This is a genomic window from Pedobacter polysacchareus (genome assembly GCF_019802255.1).
In the GTDB taxonomy this organism is placed as follows: domain Bacteria; phylum Bacteroidota; class Bacteroidia; order Sphingobacteriales; family Sphingobacteriaceae; genus Pedobacter; species Pedobacter polysacchareus.
This window is the reverse complement of the sequence record NZ_JAHYSS010000006.1, coordinates 224496-240836: the sequence shown is the minus strand read 5'-3', so window position 1 is coordinate 240836 and position 16341 is coordinate 224496. Positions and strand designations below refer to the sequence as shown.

Here is a 16341-nt window from a genome sequence, read left to right as displayed (position 1 = left end):
ATAACCTGAATGAAGTTCAAGTTCTTCCGTCTCTTATTGACTTTTTACTCGAGCTTCTTTCCGGCCACATTTGTGACCTCTATTGCCTGTGCCTCATTATTTGCTTACCTGGGGATACCTGCACTGACCATTTTGATCTGGTTTAAAATTGCTACACTTGGAATTGTCGCTTATTACATCAGTAAATACAAGTATAAAGAGTTTTTATATTATCAGAACCTGGGTATTTCCAAAACATTTTTATGGTTTGGAACCATGATGATGGAATTTTTGATCTTTTTATTTCTTTTCCTATTGTCAGGGAAATTCCCTGGTGTAAGTATAGATTTCTTTAACCTTTTTGTATAAGATCATATGGCTCATCAATTAGAAGTAGATAGTATAAGCTTGCAATTTGGGAACCGTGAGATCCTTTCTGATGTATATCTAAAATGTGAAACCGGTAAAATTACAGGTTTGCTGGGTAGGAATGGTACTGGAAAATCGAGCTTGATGAACCTCATTTTTGGTAATCTGGTGCCCGGCAATAAGTCGGTTCGTTTTGACGGACAATCTATACCCAAAGCCTATCAGCACCATGAACTTTTGTCGTACCTTCCTCAATATAATTTCATTCCTGCTCATTTAACTTTAAAGAGGGTGTTTTCAGACTTTAGTCTGGATTATGCACCATTTGAAAAAGTTTTCCCAGAATTTATTCTTCAGCAGGGCAGTAAAATGAAACAGCTTTCTGGTGGACAAAGGCGTTTGGTGGAAACTTATATATTGATCAAAGCAAAATCTGAGTTTGTAATGCTGGATGAGCCATTTTCTCATTTGAGCCCCTTGATGATTGGAAGTATAAAAAAGCTGATCAGACAAGAACAACCAAAGAAAGGCTTTCTTATCACGGATCACATGTACCATGATGTATTGGAATTAGCAGATGATTTATATGTTTTATCAGACGAAAAGGTACACTTAATCAAGGATATCAATGATTTGGAGCGTTTAGGTTATGTCAGATCAAGGGATTAAAGCCAATTGATCCAATTCAGCATTTAAAGTCTGCAGGTTGCGAATGGCATCTCCAGCAGTGTTGTTAAAATAGACATAAACTGTTTTTCCTTCTTTTCTCCATTCATCGATATAATTACTGTATTCAGCTAAGAAACTATCCTCATAACTTCCTTTATAATCGCCACTTGGGCCGTGAAAACGCAGGTAGATGAAGTCAGTTTTCATTTCCTTCATCGGACTTGCGGAACCCGGCTTATCGTGAAAGACCAGAGAAGCATTGAATTCATTTAGTAAATTGTAAGTGGTTTCCTTATACCAGGAATCATGGCGAAATTCTACTGCAAGATCCCAGTTTTCTTCCAGATCGGCTTCCCGGATGGTATGCAATAAACGCATGACATGTGGAATATAGATTTTCTGAACAATACTAGGTGGAAATTGGACCAGTAAACTGCCTTTCTTTTCTCCTACCTGATTGATAGTTGCTATAAAACGATTCACATCTTCTTTGTTAAAAGAAAGTCCGGGTGCATGTGTGATGCCACGCCAAAGTTTAAACGTAAATTTAAAGTCTTCAGGAACACTATCTGCCCATTTTTTTACCGTAACGGGCATTGGGACCTTATAGAAAGAGCTGTTGATTTCGATGCTGTTAAATAAGGTCGCATAATAGGTGAGCCTGCTTTTATCGCGAAACTCGATAGGGAAATATTGTTTGTTTGGAACGGGAAGTATCAAACCACTGGTTCCAGCATAAATGACTTTTTCCATATAGCTATAACAAGTTAGTATTATCCTGGTTTTTATTCCATTGGCTTATTTTACAAGCCGAAAAATGCTGTGAATTATAAATAAAATCGGATTTTTGAATTATGATCATAAGAAAGAATGAACATTGGTTTAAAATGCTTTTTATATGGAAAGGATCTGTTTTACCGCTATTGCTTCCCAGATTATTGCTTTTGTTTCTATTCTCTGTTTGTGTGGTCTATTTAAAGGGGAAATTGTTCGATTTTAAGATTCCTTTAAACCCAGCGCCATTTACTTTATTTGGTATTGCACTGGCCTTATTTTTGGGTTTTCGTAATAATGCCAGCTATGATCGCTTTTGGGAAGCGAGGAAAGTTTGGGGCGCTTTATTAAATGATACCCGATCCTTAGCCAGACAAGCACTCACCATGAGTAGCTATCCTCCGGAAAGTAAAGAAGTCGATACTTTTATTCATTACCTGATTGCTTTTACTTATGCCTTAAAACACCAGTTGAGGCACACAGACGCCAATGCCGACTTAGCGAAAAGATTGAGTCCGGAATTGAGTGAAAAGCTGAAACCAGGGATTTATAAACCAATTCTGCTGATGAAAGAAATGGGATTATGGGTACAGAAAGCGAAAGAAGAAGGGAAAATAGATACCATTATACAAACCTCATTTGATCAGAATCTGGATAAGTTATCGGATATTGTAGGGGCATGCGAAAGAATTGCTTCAACGCCAATTCCTTATACCTACCGTATTTTACTACACCGCACCGTCTATATTTATTGCTTTTTACTCCCTTTTGGTTTTGTAGACAGCCTGAGCTGGTTGACCCCTTTTATCGTTAGCTTTATCGCCTATACTTTTGTCGCCCTGGAAGCGATTGCAGATGAAATCGAGGAGCCTTTTGGAACTCAACCCAACGACCTGGCCTTAAACTTGATGACCAGTATGATTGAAACAACCCTATTGGAAATGGGAGGGAAGCCGTTTCCTGCGGCCAGTCAAAATGCTGAAGGGATCCTGAATTAAATAGGGATATTCAATTAAATAGGGATCTTCATTTGATCTGATAGACTCAAGATATGAATTTCTATTACAGGAACCTTTAATCTTCTGATGGTTGAATGATGATGAATTTGATAAATTTAAATTCTTTTTTGATAGCTTCGCGGATCCGGCTGATGGCATCCGTAATGTCTTCTGTATCAATATCCGGTTGAAAAACGACAATGATCACCAGCAAAACCTCCTCAGGAGATTGGTAAGTGGAGATGATGTTAGAAATTTTAATCACCGATGGATCTTTTTCTACCAGTGATTTGATCTTTTCCTTGGTTTCTGGAGCAATACCTTCTCCCATGAGCAAACTTCTGCTTTCTCTGGCTAGTATAGCGGACACGAATACCAGTAATAAACCGACCAATACGGAGGCTAAACCATCCATATAATCCATGTCGAAATTATGTCCGATCAGCATGAAAATGAAAACAATTAATAAACCAAGGACTGCCGCTCCATCTTCAAAGAGCACCAGAAAGCTGGAGGGGTCTTTACTTTTGACAATGGCTTTCCACCAGCTCAGGCCATTTCTTTGCTGGTCAAATTCCCTGATCGCGATGCGTAAGGACCAACCTTCAAAAAGTAAACATAAAATTAGCACTCCATAATTGATCAGTGGGTTACTCACGGGCTCTGGTTTGATGATATGTTGTATACCCTGGTAAATGGAAATACCTCCACCCAGGCCGAAGATTAAAATGGCGACAATAAAAGACCAGAAATACAGCTCTTTACCATAGCCAAAAGGTCTCGATTGATCAGGTACTTTCTTGCTTTTTTTTAGGCCATATAACAGTAAAACCTGATTGATCGTGTCTACCATAGAGTGGATTCCTTCAGAGATCATCGAAGAACTATTCGTAAAACCACCGGCAATAAATTTGGTGATGGCGATGAGGAGATTGGCGGCTAGAGCACTGTAAATGGATTTATTGTCTTTAATCATATCAGCGGTTGTCTGTGATTAACAAAAAAACTTTTTAATAGTTTACCTTTAAAGTGTTTTAATCTTGCTTCAGCTTGTGGTATTTCTTAGAATATCGCGTTAATAAGGTTAGAACGTTATAGAATTGAATCATTGATTATGAAATGGAATAGTTACCTATTGTTGATTTTGATCATTTTCCCTGTTCTGGTTTTTAGTCAGGATCGTTTCAAAGGAGGATCAAAAGAGAAGTTTAAAGCATCGAAAGATAAGATCGCAGCGCGTCTTGATACCGCCGAAAAAGAAAAACTGGAGCTTGCTTTAAGGGTGCTTGCATTTTCTGCCATTTATGATAGAGACCATCAGCCTGCGTTGAAGAAAGAAAACTTTGATGAGCTGGTGTGGAAGCGACTGAATGGTAAGAACCTGGACGAAGCGTATGCAATGGCCAATCAATATATAAAAGAGGATCACCAGCGGAAGATGGATAAATTGGAAAAGGAAATGGGGGTATTGGATGCTAAAAAGAAAAAATCTGATGCATTAAAGCTGAAATTGGGTGTTTTAAAGGCGAAACCTTTAAGTGTTGATGTCCTATCTGGACAGTTGGTGATCTTATGTGCTTTTACCAATGAAAGTGATCAGGTATTGACTACTTATGAAACCGTCATTGGTTATGGTTCCACAACAGACATCAATGATGGCTGGAGTTGTGTGAAAGGACCGGCTGAAGGGGTATCCTTCGCTCCAAAAGAAACCAAAGTTTTGAGCTGCAGTTTTTCTTTTGAAACGGTAAAGCAAAATTCTAATGTGATCAAATGGAAAGAAATGACTTTTCCTCTGACAGATTTCAGTACCTATCACCTGGCGATGGATTGTTATACCAATATGCTGGTTTTAAATGGCCAAAAGTATGAATTGAAAAATGAAGAACGCCTGACGGAGCAAGAGGAGGCTGAATTGTTGAAATATAGAACAGAATTAGCGCAGTTAAAAGCGAATGTTCCTGTGCTGGAAGACCTGATCGTAAAAAAATATAAGCAATAGAAAAGACCAGTATCAAATGATCCTAAATGAATCAAAGAGACTGGTCTTTCAAGACCCGAAGGTCAAATATCATGGATAAAGAGTTATGCTTCGATAACTGCTTTTCTAGCTGTCATTTTTAAATTCTTGAATTGGTATTCAGAAGTGATGTGTTTCTTTTCGCTAACCTGAGTGAAATCGAATTGATTTTCTTCAGTAACGGCAAGGTAAGCTTCTTTAGCTTTCAGGAACGAACATCTGTATAATTCGCCGCCGTTTTGTAGTTTACCACTTTTTTCACTTTGATAAGCTGCTTTGTATTCCGCAAGTTTATCAGTGATTAAGCGTTCTACTCTTCCTAGTGTTGGTGTTTTTGCACTGAAAAGAAGTTCCCAGTCGTCATAACCGCCATCTCTGGCAGTAGCTAAATTTAAGGTAAGTGTCTTACTCTTTCCTTCGTTTGTTGAACCGATTTTAATTAATCCTCCTCTTTTGGACCCTGAGAAGTAAATGTAACCTGGTTTAAGTTCCCTTAAAGCAGCAGCAATTTTAGTCGTATCGCATTGTGGACAAAAACCTCCAATCGTTCTTAACGTATGGGTGTCATTCTCCGTGCATGGCGCGGTGTTGCAAGCAATCACCTTGTCAGCTTCAGTCATACTTTTCTGCAAATTTTCTGATATGTCCTCTCCTTGGGCATCGAACAATAGTTCGGATGAGATTTTGTGCTTTTTTAAAAAAGTTTCCTGTTCCTTTGTTATTAGGTGCTTCATTGTCATTTCCAAAATTAGTCATATTAATTGGCTTTAAAATGATTTAGCGTCATACACGCAAATTTGTCCAATTAATATTTAATTAATATTTTGATTCTCGTTCCATAATACCTCAAGTAATTAGAGGTTAACGCTATTAATAGTAACGTAATGCAAACCTGAAGAAAAATTGACAATAGGGGAAGAATCGTCAACTCTGACCTGCTTTTTTAACATAGATTATGGTCAAGAATAGCAATATCCGTTCCACATTTCATTTTTTTGTGCTAATGTTTTAGAAATGTGACATCTTCAGGGGTTGTTTGTATTTTTTACATAACGTAAAGCAGGGAATCTTATGGAATACCGTAAATTGCGATAAACGTTTAGAATAATTTGTAAAAATAACCAGAAAGATTATGGCTATTAACCTAAGAAAAGGACAGCGGGAGAACATCAATGCTCCAAAATTTACAGTAGGATTAGGATGGGATACGAACAGTTCCACCGGACATGATTTTGATTTAGACGCTTCGGTGTTTATGCTTGGAGAAAATAAGAAACTGGTATCAGACGATTACTTTGTTTTTTATAACAACCTGAATTCGCCAGATGGCGCAATCGAACATACTGGTGATAACTTAACCGGAGAAGGTGATGGAGATGATGAAAGCATTAAAGTAGACCTTTCAAAAGTTGATCCTAGAGTTTCGGAGCTTTGCATCGTAGTGACCATTCATGAGGCTGGAGCGCGTAAGCAGAATTTTGGTCAGGTGAGAAACTCTTTTGTTCGGATCGTAGATCAGAATGGAGTGGAGCTGATGAAATATGAGTTAGAAGAAGACTTCTCTATTGAAACTGCAGTTGAATTTGGCAGGATTTACCGCAGAAATGGAGAGTGGAAATTTGAAGCCGTAGGCGCAGGAATGAATGGCGGTTTACAGGATTACCTGAATAAATACGAATAATATAAATATTGGTTGTCTGTTCCAGTTGCTAGGGCAGACAACCAATAATATATATGCAGGTGTTAAGAGAGGCTAGACTTTGAGTCCGCCGAACATACTGAATATAATAATCAGCAGTACGATTAAGGTGATCACTATATAAAGCCTGTCTTTTTCCAATATAAAAGAGAATAAAGAAAAAACTATGCGCAGGATTGGGGTGGCAATCAGAATGACCACACCCAACTGTATAATTTCCTTTGCGCTGCCAGCTGCTAATCCTTTAATGATCCCTGTTAAGCTGGTGTATCCGGCAGGTTCTCCGCTAAATGAAGTGTAATTTGGAATTCCAGAGCCACTTTGAATCAGGTACCAGATGCCACCTATAATGGCAATAATCCCAGACGTTAATACGCCATACCTTAAAACCTGACCAATCAGTTGTTCCATATCATAGTCGGTCACTTTTTTATTCTTTTCCATCTGATTAGAATTTATGGTTGATACCGTTGTAAATCATATTGATTGCAATGAGCGTAATGGCAATAGAGAAAATCACTTTCAGCGATTTTACATTGATGCGCATGAGGAGTTTGGAACCGGTAAAGGCTCCGGCAAGTACCCCAATGATCACTGGAAAAGCAATCCCAGGATCAATGTATCCTCTTTGTAAATAAACTACGGCACTCGCCGCTGCGGTTACACCCACCATAAAATTACTGGTCGTGGTGCTCACTCTAAAAGGTACACGCATGGCTGTATCCATTGCCAGTACTTTTAAAGCACCAGATCCTATGCCCAATAAACCAGAAAGTACGCCTGCAATGGTCATGATCGAAAAGCCTCCGCCAATATTCTTTAGTTTATAAGAAACTTCTCCCTCTTTAGTGGGGTAGCTGCCGTTTAATTTCAATTTGTAGGAAAGGCTACTGCCTTTCTGCAAAGCATCTTCATGTTTTTTCCTTAAGGTCATTGCTGCTGAAAAAATTAGCATCACACCAAATAGAATGGCGACCAGGTTAACTGGTGTATAAATGGCGAGGATGGCACCCATTACTGCACCTGCAGTGGTGGCAATTTCCAGAAACATCCCGAGTCGGACGTTGGTGATTCCTTCTTTTACATAAGCACTGGCTGAGCCGGAAGAGGTGGCAATAGAAGCCACTAATGCAGCGCCAATGGCATAACGGATGTCGACGTGAAAACCTAAGGTAAGGAGCGGAATGATTACTACACCACCACCAAGTCCGGTTAAGGAGCCAGCAAGTCCGGCCAGGTAAGCCCCCAATAATAGAACGAGGGTGAAAAGTAAAATATTCATAAAGCTTAATAGTTGTGATTTAGAATGTCGATAGTAAGTTGTTCGGCCAGATTTGAATCTTGTTTTTTGATGGCTTCAAATAAAGCTTCATGGGAATGCTGACTGCTGCTAAAGTGTTTGATATCTGCGGCATCTCTGAGCTCAAAAAAATTACGCATGACCACCGTGAAATTTTCATAAAGATCAGAAAGTACCTGGTTGCCGGAAGCTTTAGCAATGCTGATGTGGAAAGCAATATCTGCTTCTGCACATTTCTTTTGCTGCTGCTCTTCAATGGCCTTTTTCCGTAGCTGGAGGAGGTTTTCCATCATCGTCAAATCTGCATCGCTTCGATGCTGACTGGCCAGTTTTACAATTTCCTTTTCTAATAGTGCGCGTACGCTGTTAATTTCTTCAAAGTCCGCTCTTTTTAAGCGCTGGGAGAGGGTTTCATCTTTTATTTTAGACACGACAAAAGTGCCTGAGCCTTGCTGTACTTTAAGGATACCTGAAATGGATAATGTTTTTATCGCTTCGCGGATGGTAGAACGCCCCACTCCGTAATGTTCCATCAATTCCGGTTCTGCGGGGATCTTTTCTCCTTTTTTGAGTTTGCCAGAGGCAATGTCTTTCTTGATCTCTATGATGACCTTGTCGGACAGTTTTATCTTTTTATTCATGTTTAAACGTCTGATGTTTCAAAGGTATGTCAGGTGCTTAAACATCAGATGTTTTAATTGGTAATTTGACAGAACCCAGACTTAATAGCTGCATTGAGATAGTTCTGGTTGGAAGCTTTGAAAGCGAGCAAATGCTAATTTTTAGCCATAAACAATATATTTTTGAGTTATTTTGAAATTCAGAAAAAATGATGTCAAAATATTCTTGTTTGTTAAGTTAATTTGAAAAATAATGTACATAATTGTTTTTTTTATAAATTCGCCGGACAAATAAACCTATAAAACATCAATACATGAACACTTCGCCTATCTCGGATAAAATTTTCTGGCATAAATACATCAACTTCTATGAAGAATTACTGCCAAAAGAAGCAAAAAACGTCTTAGAGATTGGAGTTTTTAAAGGAGATTCCATCAGATACTGGAGAGAGCGCTATCCTAGTGCGAATATTTTCGGTCTTGACATTGTGGAGGAGATTCCTTCCTGGCCAAAAGACAACCATATTAAATATTTCCAGGCTGATCAAAGTGATGCTGCTGGTTATCATTCTATTTTGAAGTCAATAGGCAGCCAGATTGATATTTTAATTGAAGACGGAAGTCACGATCCTTTACATCAAAAAATATCTTTAATTGAGAGTTTGCCCTATTTAACAGCGGGTGCTATCTATATTCTGGAAGACATTCATACTGCACATCCACATCATTCGTATTATAAAACCAGAGTAAAACAGTTCCAGGGATCATCTTTTTCTTTTGGCAAAAAACCAGAGAATGTATTCATGCCTTTGCAGTGTTTATTATTAATTGAACACCTTAAAACCAATGGCAGAACACCTTCGGAAGTAAAAAATACGATTGATTTTAAAAACAGTCTTTTTACTTATGAGGAAGTTGAACTGCTGTTCAGCAAAATCAAAACCTTGAAATTCTACAGAAGAAACGTGCTGCCTGATTTCTGTTTTTCTTGTAATACCAATAATTTTGATTTTACAAATCTTCGTTGCAGCTGTGGAGAAGATTTATACCTGCAGCCAGACTCTATGTCGGTTGTTTTAATGTTTTAGATTTGAATCTTCCGATATCCTAAGTAAAGCCATGTGCCTTGCTTTAGCATAAATTTTATGGACAGTGTTGTTTTTACGAAAGCAACACTGTTTTTCTTTTAAGGGACTGGCACTTTATATGCGTATGGATGAGCCACAGAACAAAGTGTTTTTGAACTGTACAACAAAGTAAGTCTTTGTTTTTTCCATGAAATTTGTTAAAAAAAAGAACATGGAACAATTAAATAAAGCTTATATCAATGGGGAGTTTGCAGCCTTACAAGGCGCTGAAATTTTCGAATTGATCAATCCGAGCAATCATCAAAAAATAGGGGAGTTAACTTTAGGTGATGTCAAAGACGCTCAACTTGCTATAAGCGCGGCCAAACATGCTTTTAAGATGGCTTCGCTCAGCAGTATAGCGGAAAGAATAGCGATCCTGGAAAGATTAAAAGATGCGGTGAGCAAGAGAAAACAAGAACTCATAGAAGTGATGATTCTTGAATACGGAGGGACAAGGCAATTTTGCAGCATGAGTGTACAAAATGCGATTTCTGCATTCGACGATATGATCGCTACCCTGAAAGATTTTAAATTTCAACGGAAAGTAGGTAATGATACTTTGGTAGAGATGACAGCAGTTGGTGTGGTAGGAATTATCACTCCCTGGAACTCCAGCAATAGCTTTATCTGTAGTAAACTAGCCGCTGCAGTTGCTGCAGGCTGTACGGTAGTAGTGAAGCCCAGTGAAATGAGCGGCTTGCAGACCGCGCTGCTGATCGAATGTTTCCATGAAGCCAATTTACCAAAGGGTTTATTCAACCTGGTCAATGGATTGGGAAATGTAGTAGGTACAGAAATCGTCACACATCCTGATGTTGCCAAAATATCTTTTACAGGCTCTACGTTAACCGGAAAAAGAATTGCACAGATGGCAGCTGATACTGTAAAAAGAGTAACATTAGAGCTAGGCGGAAAATCACCTAATATCATATTGGAAGACGCAGATTTTGAAAAAGCCATTCCTCAAGCTGTATTTGGAGCTTATATGAATAGCGGACAGGCATGTATTGCACCTACGCGTTTGCTGGTGCCAAAAGCTAAATTAGAACTTGCGAACCAACTTGCCAAAGCGGCTGCCGAAAGTGTTGTAGTCGGCTTTCCTGCCCATGAAAATACAAATGTTGGGCCGATGGTTTCGGTAAAGCAATACGAACGTGTACAGCAATACATCGCGCTTGGTCTTGAGGAAGGGGCGAGTCTTTTAACAGGGGGAACAGGTAAGCCTGATGGCCTGGAAGAAGGAAATTTTGTGAAAGCGACCATCTTTACCAATGTGCGTAACGATATGCGTATCGCACAAGAGGAGATTTTCGGGCCAGTGCTTTCCATTATTCCTTATGAAAATGAAGCGGATGCGATCGCTATTGCCAATGATACGACTTACGGTTTGGCTGCCTATGTTAGTTCTGCGGATGAAAGCAGGGCATTGCGGTTGGCTTCACAGATTGATGCAGGCCGGGTTTGCATCAACGGTTTCAAGCACGATCCTTTAGCTCCGTTTGGAGGTTTCAAACAGTCTGGTATTGGAAGAGAATTTGGTGCTTTTGGTTTAGAGGAATATTTGGAACCTAAAACCATATTGATTTAAGTAAATGCAAAGATTCATATATTTAAGCATCTTGTCAGTTTTTAGGCAAGATGCTTTCTATTTAATGACGAAGGAATACAACTATGTGATATGATTATGGCAGAAACTATTAAATACATCAATTATTCCTGTCATTTCAATTCCTTTAGAGAAGGAGAGCAGTTTGTTTCTCAGCATAGCCTGGGAATGATTGTGTCTGGGGAAATGGAATTAAATGATGGTACAGTGCGTAGGACATTCAAAAAAGGAGATGTTTATCTGGCCAGGAAAAACCAGTTGTTAAAGTTTGAAAAGAAACCATTGGAGGAGGAAGAATTCAAATCGCTGTCGATTTTATTAGATGATGAATTGCTGCGTGATGCTAGTGTTCAGGAGGGTTTTGTATTCAAGCAGAAATTGGAAACGCCATCATTTATCGAGCTGTCTCAGGCTCAGCACCTGCGTTATTTTATGGAGTCCCTGTTGCAGTATCGTCAGCTTTTAGAGAATAATGCTCCTGAATTGCTGAAACTAAAGCAAAGTGAGGCGCTGCAGTTGCTATTTGCTTACGACAAGCAGTTAAAGGAGGTGCTTTTTGATTTATCAGCCCCCCATAAAATAAACCTGGAAGCATTTATGCAAAAGAACTACCATTTCAATGTGAACCTGGAACGTTTTGCTTTTCTTACAGGTCGTAGTTTAGCCACTTTTAAGCGAGATTTCCAAAAGATATTTCAGCTGTCACCTAGAACCTGGCTGCAAAAGCGAAGGTTAAAACAAGCTCATTATCTGATTACTCATGGTAAATCCCGTCCATCCGATATTTATATCGAACTAGGCTTTGAAGATTTGTCTCATTTTTCTTTTGCCTTTAAAAAAGAATTTGGAGTGGCACCATCACAGCTAGGATAGCCATTAACAACCAAAGTTCGTGAAATGATTAAGCGCTCAGGAGGGAGAAGCTAAGCAGGTGTAATTATAAATAGGCGCTGAGGAGATGAACTGACTACTGGTCCAGCGAAAGGATGTCAGTTCTTTCGGAGGTATTTGAGACGCTGGACTAAGGTCTGCTCGGGCTCCTGTTGTTCTGGTTCCTGTTGTGAGGGCATCCTGTTTTTGCGGAATCACAGGTGTTTTTAGTTTTTCTGGAGTTGTGGTTTTCTGGAATTCTGTTTCATTGTGGTTTAAAGATCCGGCAAGAACACTGTCTGAAATCTCAGTCCCATCCTCATTCATAAAGGAAATATAGGCCTCTATGCGGTTTTTAGTTTGGTTTTTTGGAATGTATACGACTTCTCGTCCTTCGTGTCTTCTCGCTCCGCTCAGCATATAGCTAGAGGTACCAGCTTCTGGAAAATAAATCAATAACATGGCGCGATCATTTCTACGTTCCTGCGGTAGATCTGCGGGAACTTCTATTTGAATTCATTGTAAAAGTTTTTATCTGTCCCGGCAGTGATGAGTTTAAAGCCAGAGTGGATGAAGTCTAAATTGGCTTTAAGGAAGTCGTTAACGACTGTCATCTGCTCACAATTGGCTTTCTTAGAATCAACAAATACTAATGATCTGACCGTCTTTTTTACGAATGAGTTATCTAACTCATCTATATTTACAAGTGAACAAGCTTTGAAAATCAGTAATGGCAAAAGAGATCAGTTTATCTTTTATGATTATGATCTGAATAAGAAAAGGTTTGATCAAATCTTATATAAGCCAGAGGCTAAAAAGGCTAGTGATATAAAAGATAATGCCAAATTGATGAATATATATATTCTTGAAAATTATGCTACTGATAAGCAAGGTAGGGTGTTATAGAAGGAAAACCTGGTTATTCTGTTTTTTTTATCTGTATGTCTACCTAGTTTTTGCGTCTTTGAATAAGTTATCCAATCTTGACCCTCATGGAAGTCAAATTATTCTTTATAACGGGATTAATTCACTTACTTTTAATGAATATGAAAAGAATGGAAGTTTGTTTGCCCCGCTTTAGCCACTTAATGTAAGTGTCAGCCATTAAATAAATAAAATATGAATCCGTCTGAATTACAAAAAAATGTGGAAGCAGTCTGAAATTGAGGTACTTGATTTAGCAACAAATGAGGATGTTTTGTCTTTTCAGAATAGAACGAGTTTAGTTTTTCCCGATGATCTACGAGATTATTTCAAAGAAATTAATGGTACTAATGAAGAGTATGAGCATAATTTTTTTAAATTCTATTCCTTAAATGGTTTTAGAAGTGTGAAAGATGAATTGTCTGATTGGGGTGGCGTGCCGGATTATAGAAACATTATAAATACAATGAACTTTCATTCTAGCTGTTATGTTTTTTCAGATTATTCTTGTCATCTGTTTACTTATTGTATAAGACTGTACGAACGAAAATCTTCACACAATGAAGTTTACATCATTGCAGGGGATAAGTTCAAATTAATTGCTAATTCTTTTTCAGAGTTTTTAGACCTATACTCCGAAAATTCAGAAACTCTTTATTTTTCTGATTAATAGAGCAGTGTATGTTGGTGCTCCCACTGATATCAAAAATGAGGATGAAGTGATTGTTGACTCCATAAAAATAGCCTCTTATCATTATAATAACCGAATAAAATGGCATATATAAAAGATAATACATTGTTGAAATGAAATTTCAGGTATTAGGCAAAAACAAAAAGTTATTGATTTTACAATAAGTGGGGTTACAGAAGTTAAGGATAGGCTATGAGAAAAGTTATTATCAAAAAATAACCCGGACTTCTATTTAAACCAACGATGGAAAAATAACCGAATGGGATAATACTCAGTAAAATGAAGATTCTAGGACTCGTATTTACTTTCGAGTTTTCATAGCTTAAGAGGACAGAACAGGCAATCAAAGCGCTGATGAAATAAACATTGAGGGGGCTTTATGGAGCCAGAAAACTTCTGGTCAACAGTTTAGTAAAGATGGAAAGTTTTCTTTAAAGCCTTTAAGCGAGTTGGTCGATCAATTGAAAACTGGTAAGGTAAGCGTTGCAGATGTTACAATTGATGTAATTTCTAGAAATGGTCAGACTTTGATTCTTAATACAAGATCATCAATTGCACTAACACAAGCTGGAATTCCAAGAAGCGCTTGGGCAGTGATAAATAGGACTGGTGACGGTTTTTATGAGTCAATGCTTAGTGGCCAAATGCTCAGGAATAGTTTGTTAAACGGGGTAAATACGGTAAGACAAACAGGTACAGAGATCAGGTTTTATACTCCCAAATAAAAAGACTGAAATATGCCATAACAGCCCTTTAGCTTGCCGTAAGATTTTAATTATTTTGTAATTTATTTCACTCGTTGAAAACTAATTTGATAGAGGTGATTAATAATGAAATGGTTCCTTTCAATGACCTGGAAATATATTAACAAATAAGGGTGGTTTTTTTAAAGCTACCCTTTTTTAATAAACATATGAAATTAAACGAAATTACAAATCTTTTTAGAATGGATTATGGAGGTCCAAATCCTCATGTTATAATAAATGAGGGTCATACATACGTTTCTTTCTACACCGATCTTGATGAGGATCAGCTTGTGAAACCAGATTTCTCTTCTTCTGAAGGAAGGATTGTTATTAAATTTAATAGTTGTACTTTTTCGAGATTTGGCCCTCCTTCGAATGAAACTATTTCCGGTCATCCTTATTATAAATATGGAATGAACTCAGGTGGTTTTTATGAATTAGAGGACTCAGATTTGATACAATCTTTAGTAAATGTAGATAAGATACATCCTTACCATAATTCAGAGAGGTGGAAGACCTATAAGCATTTTATCCTGACGTTTCATGATAATATTTTTGAATGTGTAGCTACTGAGTTTGAAGTAAATAATATGGATCTTTATAAACATGAAGAATCATTATTTGATAAGTTGAGTGAAAAATTCTAACAATTTTAAATGTGATTAACCCGATAAAATATCGGGTTAATCATTCTTTCATAGTCGAAAGAGAAATCTTCAGACTATTTGCTGTGTCTAGTCAATTCGGTGGAGTTTTGATGTTTTGTGCAAAGTTGGAAAGACTGGGAATGGTAAGCAATATTATTTAATTATGCTTCTTAAAAAAAGCTGTTAATGACTGATATAATTCTTCGGGAGCCTCATGTGGTACATTATGGGAAGCATTTTTAATATATACTAGTTCTTTATCTTTTTTGGGAATGTTTTTCAATGCTTTATAAATCATTTTGCCAGATTCTACGCCAATTGCATAGTCGAATTCTCCTTGAATAATTAAAATTGGTGTTTTAATAATAGCAATTTCATTTAAAACATTAAGATTATTGTAGGCTTCCTGACCGTGGAATACTTCATTAATGTACTCAAATCTTGCCATCGATTTTTCTAAAAGTTCGGGTGTATAGTTATTTCTGGTATAAAACCCTGGATCTTTTAATAAGGCATCAATTTTCTCTTTCTTTTTAGGTTGAGCCCAATAAACATCAAATCCTAAGTCTTTTGGGAATTCATATCTGATGGTATTCATATCGGCAAAGAAGTTTTTAAATCCACTTCTTTCTATAGTATCTAACTTTTTCAGAATTTCTTTATATCTGTTTGCTTTGTTGGAATCATTGGTTTTCTTGAGCAATTTTTTCGCTAATTGTTGTTCGTGTTTGATCAAAGCAAGACTATTGTGTTGGATATTTGCAGAACCTGAATTGCTAATAAATGAATTGATTTTTTCCTGATGTTTTATCAAATAAAGGAAGCCATACATTCCACCCCAGGAAGCGCCTAAAAGATTTATTTTTCGGTTTGGATATTTGTTTTTAATGTAGTCTACCACCTGGTCTAAATCTTTCACGAATTGTGTGGTGTTGAGCATTGTTTTATCCTTCCATTCCTCAGATTTACCACTTCCTCTTTGGTCAAAATAGACCATCAGGTAATCTTTTTCAAAAACATTTCTATAAAATTCGTGGTCTACATTAAAAGCACCTGGGCCCCCATGAAGTGTTATAATTATAGGTTTGTCAGGATTGCCAACAACTCTTGCATGTAGGTTTGATTTTTCAATAGGTATAAAAAACTCAGTGTCGATCTGCTCGTTTTGAGTTTGATTTTGTGCGTCACAAAAATTTGAAAATGCGAAAGAGAATATTAAGGAGAGTAAAAAGATTTTTTTCATTTTGGTTTGTTGTTATTTAGGGCGTGTTGGTTTTAGGAGATAGTGGAGAACAGTAG

19 protein-coding genes are annotated in these 16341 nt (G+C 37.5%); 11 read left to right on the top strand and 8 right to left on the bottom strand.

What is annotated here, in order from left to right:
* Nucleotides 1-9 precede the first annotated feature (9 nt).
* On the top strand, nt 10-348 hold the full coding sequence (locus tag K7X70_RS18545) for a hypothetical protein (RefSeq protein ID WP_222538480.1): 339 nt from the start codon (nt 10-12) through the stop codon (nt 346-348).
* A gap of 6 nt (nt 349-354) precedes the next feature.
* Nucleotides 355-1017, top strand: a complete 663-nt coding sequence (locus K7X70_RS18540; protein ID WP_222538479.1) for an ATP-binding cassette domain-containing protein — start codon at nt 355-357, stop codon at nt 1015-1017.
* Here K7X70_RS18540 and K7X70_RS18535 read toward each other — a convergent pair.
* Entirely contained in the window at nt 1006-1770 is a 765-nt protein-coding gene (locus K7X70_RS18535; protein ID WP_222538478.1) for a DUF72 domain-containing protein, read from the bottom strand. The genes K7X70_RS18540 and K7X70_RS18535 overlap by 12 nt on opposite strands.
* 101 nt (nt 1771-1871) lie before the next feature.
* Between K7X70_RS18535 and K7X70_RS18530 the strand changes: the two genes are divergently transcribed.
* Nucleotides 1872-2789: a bestrophin family protein gene (locus K7X70_RS18530; RefSeq protein ID WP_222538477.1), complete on the top strand. Its 918-nt coding sequence runs from the start codon at nt 1872-1874 to the stop codon at nt 2787-2789.
* A 76-nt stretch (nt 2790-2865) separates the two neighbouring features.
* Here the strand turns inward: K7X70_RS18530 and K7X70_RS18525 are convergent, their stop codons facing one another.
* The gene (locus K7X70_RS18525; protein ID WP_222538476.1) at nt 2866-3765 is read right to left on the bottom strand and encodes a cation diffusion facilitator family transporter; all 900 of its coding nucleotides are present in this window, start codon (nt 3763-3765) and stop codon (nt 2866-2868) included.
* A gap of 138 nt (nt 3766-3903) precedes the next feature.
* Between K7X70_RS18525 and K7X70_RS18520 the strand changes: the two genes are divergently transcribed.
* Complete coding sequence (locus K7X70_RS18520; protein WP_222538475.1) at nt 3904-4791, top strand: hypothetical protein; 888 nt, start codon at nt 3904-3906, stop codon at nt 4789-4791.
* Between the two features lie 83 nt (nt 4792-4874).
* On the opposite strand, the gene K7X70_RS18515 is transcribed toward K7X70_RS18520, so the two are convergent.
* Nucleotides 4875-5543 (bottom strand): GIY-YIG nuclease family protein, encoded by a 669-nt coding sequence (locus tag K7X70_RS18515; protein WP_062549570.1) that lies wholly within the window; start codon nt 5541-5543, stop codon nt 4875-4877.
* Between the two features lie 398 nt (nt 5544-5941).
* On the opposite strand from K7X70_RS18515, the gene K7X70_RS18510 reads away from it, so the two are divergent.
* The gene (locus tag K7X70_RS18510; RefSeq protein WP_222538474.1) at nt 5942-6490 is read left to right on the top strand and encodes a TerD family protein; all 549 of its coding nucleotides are present in this window, start codon (nt 5942-5944) and stop codon (nt 6488-6490) included.
* 72 nt (nt 6491-6562) lie between these two features.
* Here the strand turns inward: K7X70_RS18510 and K7X70_RS18505 are convergent, their stop codons facing one another.
* Genes K7X70_RS18505 through K7X70_RS18495 form a run of 3 tightly spaced genes read right to left on the bottom strand, consistent with a single transcriptional unit; the run spans nt 6563 to nt 8449 of the window.
* Nucleotides 6563-6952 carry a DUF1634 domain-containing protein gene (locus tag K7X70_RS18505; protein ID WP_222538473.1) on the bottom strand — a complete coding sequence of 130 codons (390 nt, stop codon included), beginning with the start codon at nt 6950-6952 and terminating at the stop codon, nt 6563-6565.
* A 4-nt stretch (nt 6953-6956) separates the two neighbouring features.
* Nucleotides 6957-7790, bottom strand: coding sequence for a sulfite exporter TauE/SafE family protein (locus tag K7X70_RS18500; protein WP_222538472.1), 834 nt, complete (start codon nt 7788-7790; stop codon nt 6957-6959).
* A 5-nt stretch (nt 7791-7795) separates the two neighbouring features.
* A complete protein-coding gene (locus K7X70_RS18495) occupies nt 7796-8449 on the bottom strand; it encodes a FadR/GntR family transcriptional regulator (protein ID WP_222538471.1) in 654 nt (217 codons plus the stop codon).
* 293 nt (nt 8450-8742) lie between these two features.
* On the opposite strand from K7X70_RS18495, the gene K7X70_RS18490 reads away from it, so the two are divergent.
* The 3 genes from K7X70_RS18490 to K7X70_RS18480 all read left to right on the top strand — a co-directional run bounded on the left by K7X70_RS18490 (nt 8743) and on the right by K7X70_RS18480 (nt 12037).
* Entirely contained in the window at nt 8743-9516 is a 774-nt protein-coding gene (locus K7X70_RS18490; RefSeq protein ID WP_222538470.1) for a class I SAM-dependent methyltransferase, read from the top strand.
* Nucleotides 9517-9727: 211 nt separating this feature from the next.
* Nucleotides 9728-11146, top strand: coding sequence for an aldehyde dehydrogenase family protein (locus K7X70_RS18485; RefSeq protein ID WP_222538469.1), 1419 nt, complete (start codon nt 9728-9730; stop codon nt 11144-11146).
* Nucleotides 11147-11242: 96 nt separating this feature from the next.
* Nucleotides 11243-12037 carry a helix-turn-helix domain-containing protein gene (locus tag K7X70_RS18480; RefSeq protein WP_222538468.1) on the top strand — a complete coding sequence of 265 codons (795 nt, stop codon included), beginning with the start codon at nt 11243-11245 and terminating at the stop codon, nt 12035-12037.
* Between the two features lie 36 nt (nt 12038-12073).
* Here K7X70_RS18480 and K7X70_RS18475 read toward each other — a convergent pair whose 3' ends face one another.
* On the bottom strand, nt 12074-12496 hold the full coding sequence (locus K7X70_RS18475; protein WP_222538467.1) for a DUF6266 family protein: 423 nt from the start codon (nt 12494-12496) through the stop codon (nt 12074-12076).
* 108 nt (nt 12497-12604) lie between these two features.
* On the opposite strand from K7X70_RS18475, the gene K7X70_RS18470 reads away from it, so the two are divergent.
* The 3 genes from K7X70_RS18470 to K7X70_RS18460 all read left to right on the top strand — a co-directional run bounded on the left by K7X70_RS18470 (nt 12605) and on the right by K7X70_RS18460 (nt 15042).
* On the top strand, nt 12605-12940 hold the full coding sequence (locus tag K7X70_RS18470) for a hypothetical protein (protein ID WP_222538466.1): 336 nt from the start codon (nt 12605-12607) through the stop codon (nt 12938-12940).
* A 238-nt stretch (nt 12941-13178) separates the two neighbouring features.
* Nucleotides 13179-13628, top strand: a complete 450-nt coding sequence (locus tag K7X70_RS18465) for an SMI1/KNR4 family protein (protein ID WP_222538465.1) — start codon at nt 13179-13181, stop codon at nt 13626-13628.
* A 934-nt stretch (nt 13629-14562) separates the two neighbouring features.
* The gene (locus tag K7X70_RS18460) at nt 14563-15042 is read left to right on the top strand and encodes a hypothetical protein (protein WP_222538464.1); all 480 of its coding nucleotides are present in this window, start codon (nt 14563-14565) and stop codon (nt 15040-15042) included.
* A 157-nt stretch (nt 15043-15199) separates the two neighbouring features.
* Here the strand turns inward: K7X70_RS18460 and K7X70_RS18455 are convergent, their stop codons facing one another.
* Nucleotides 15200-16285, bottom strand: coding sequence for an alpha/beta fold hydrolase (locus K7X70_RS18455; protein WP_222538463.1), 1086 nt, complete (start codon nt 16283-16285; stop codon nt 15200-15202).
* Nucleotides 16286-16341 lie beyond the last annotated feature (56 nt).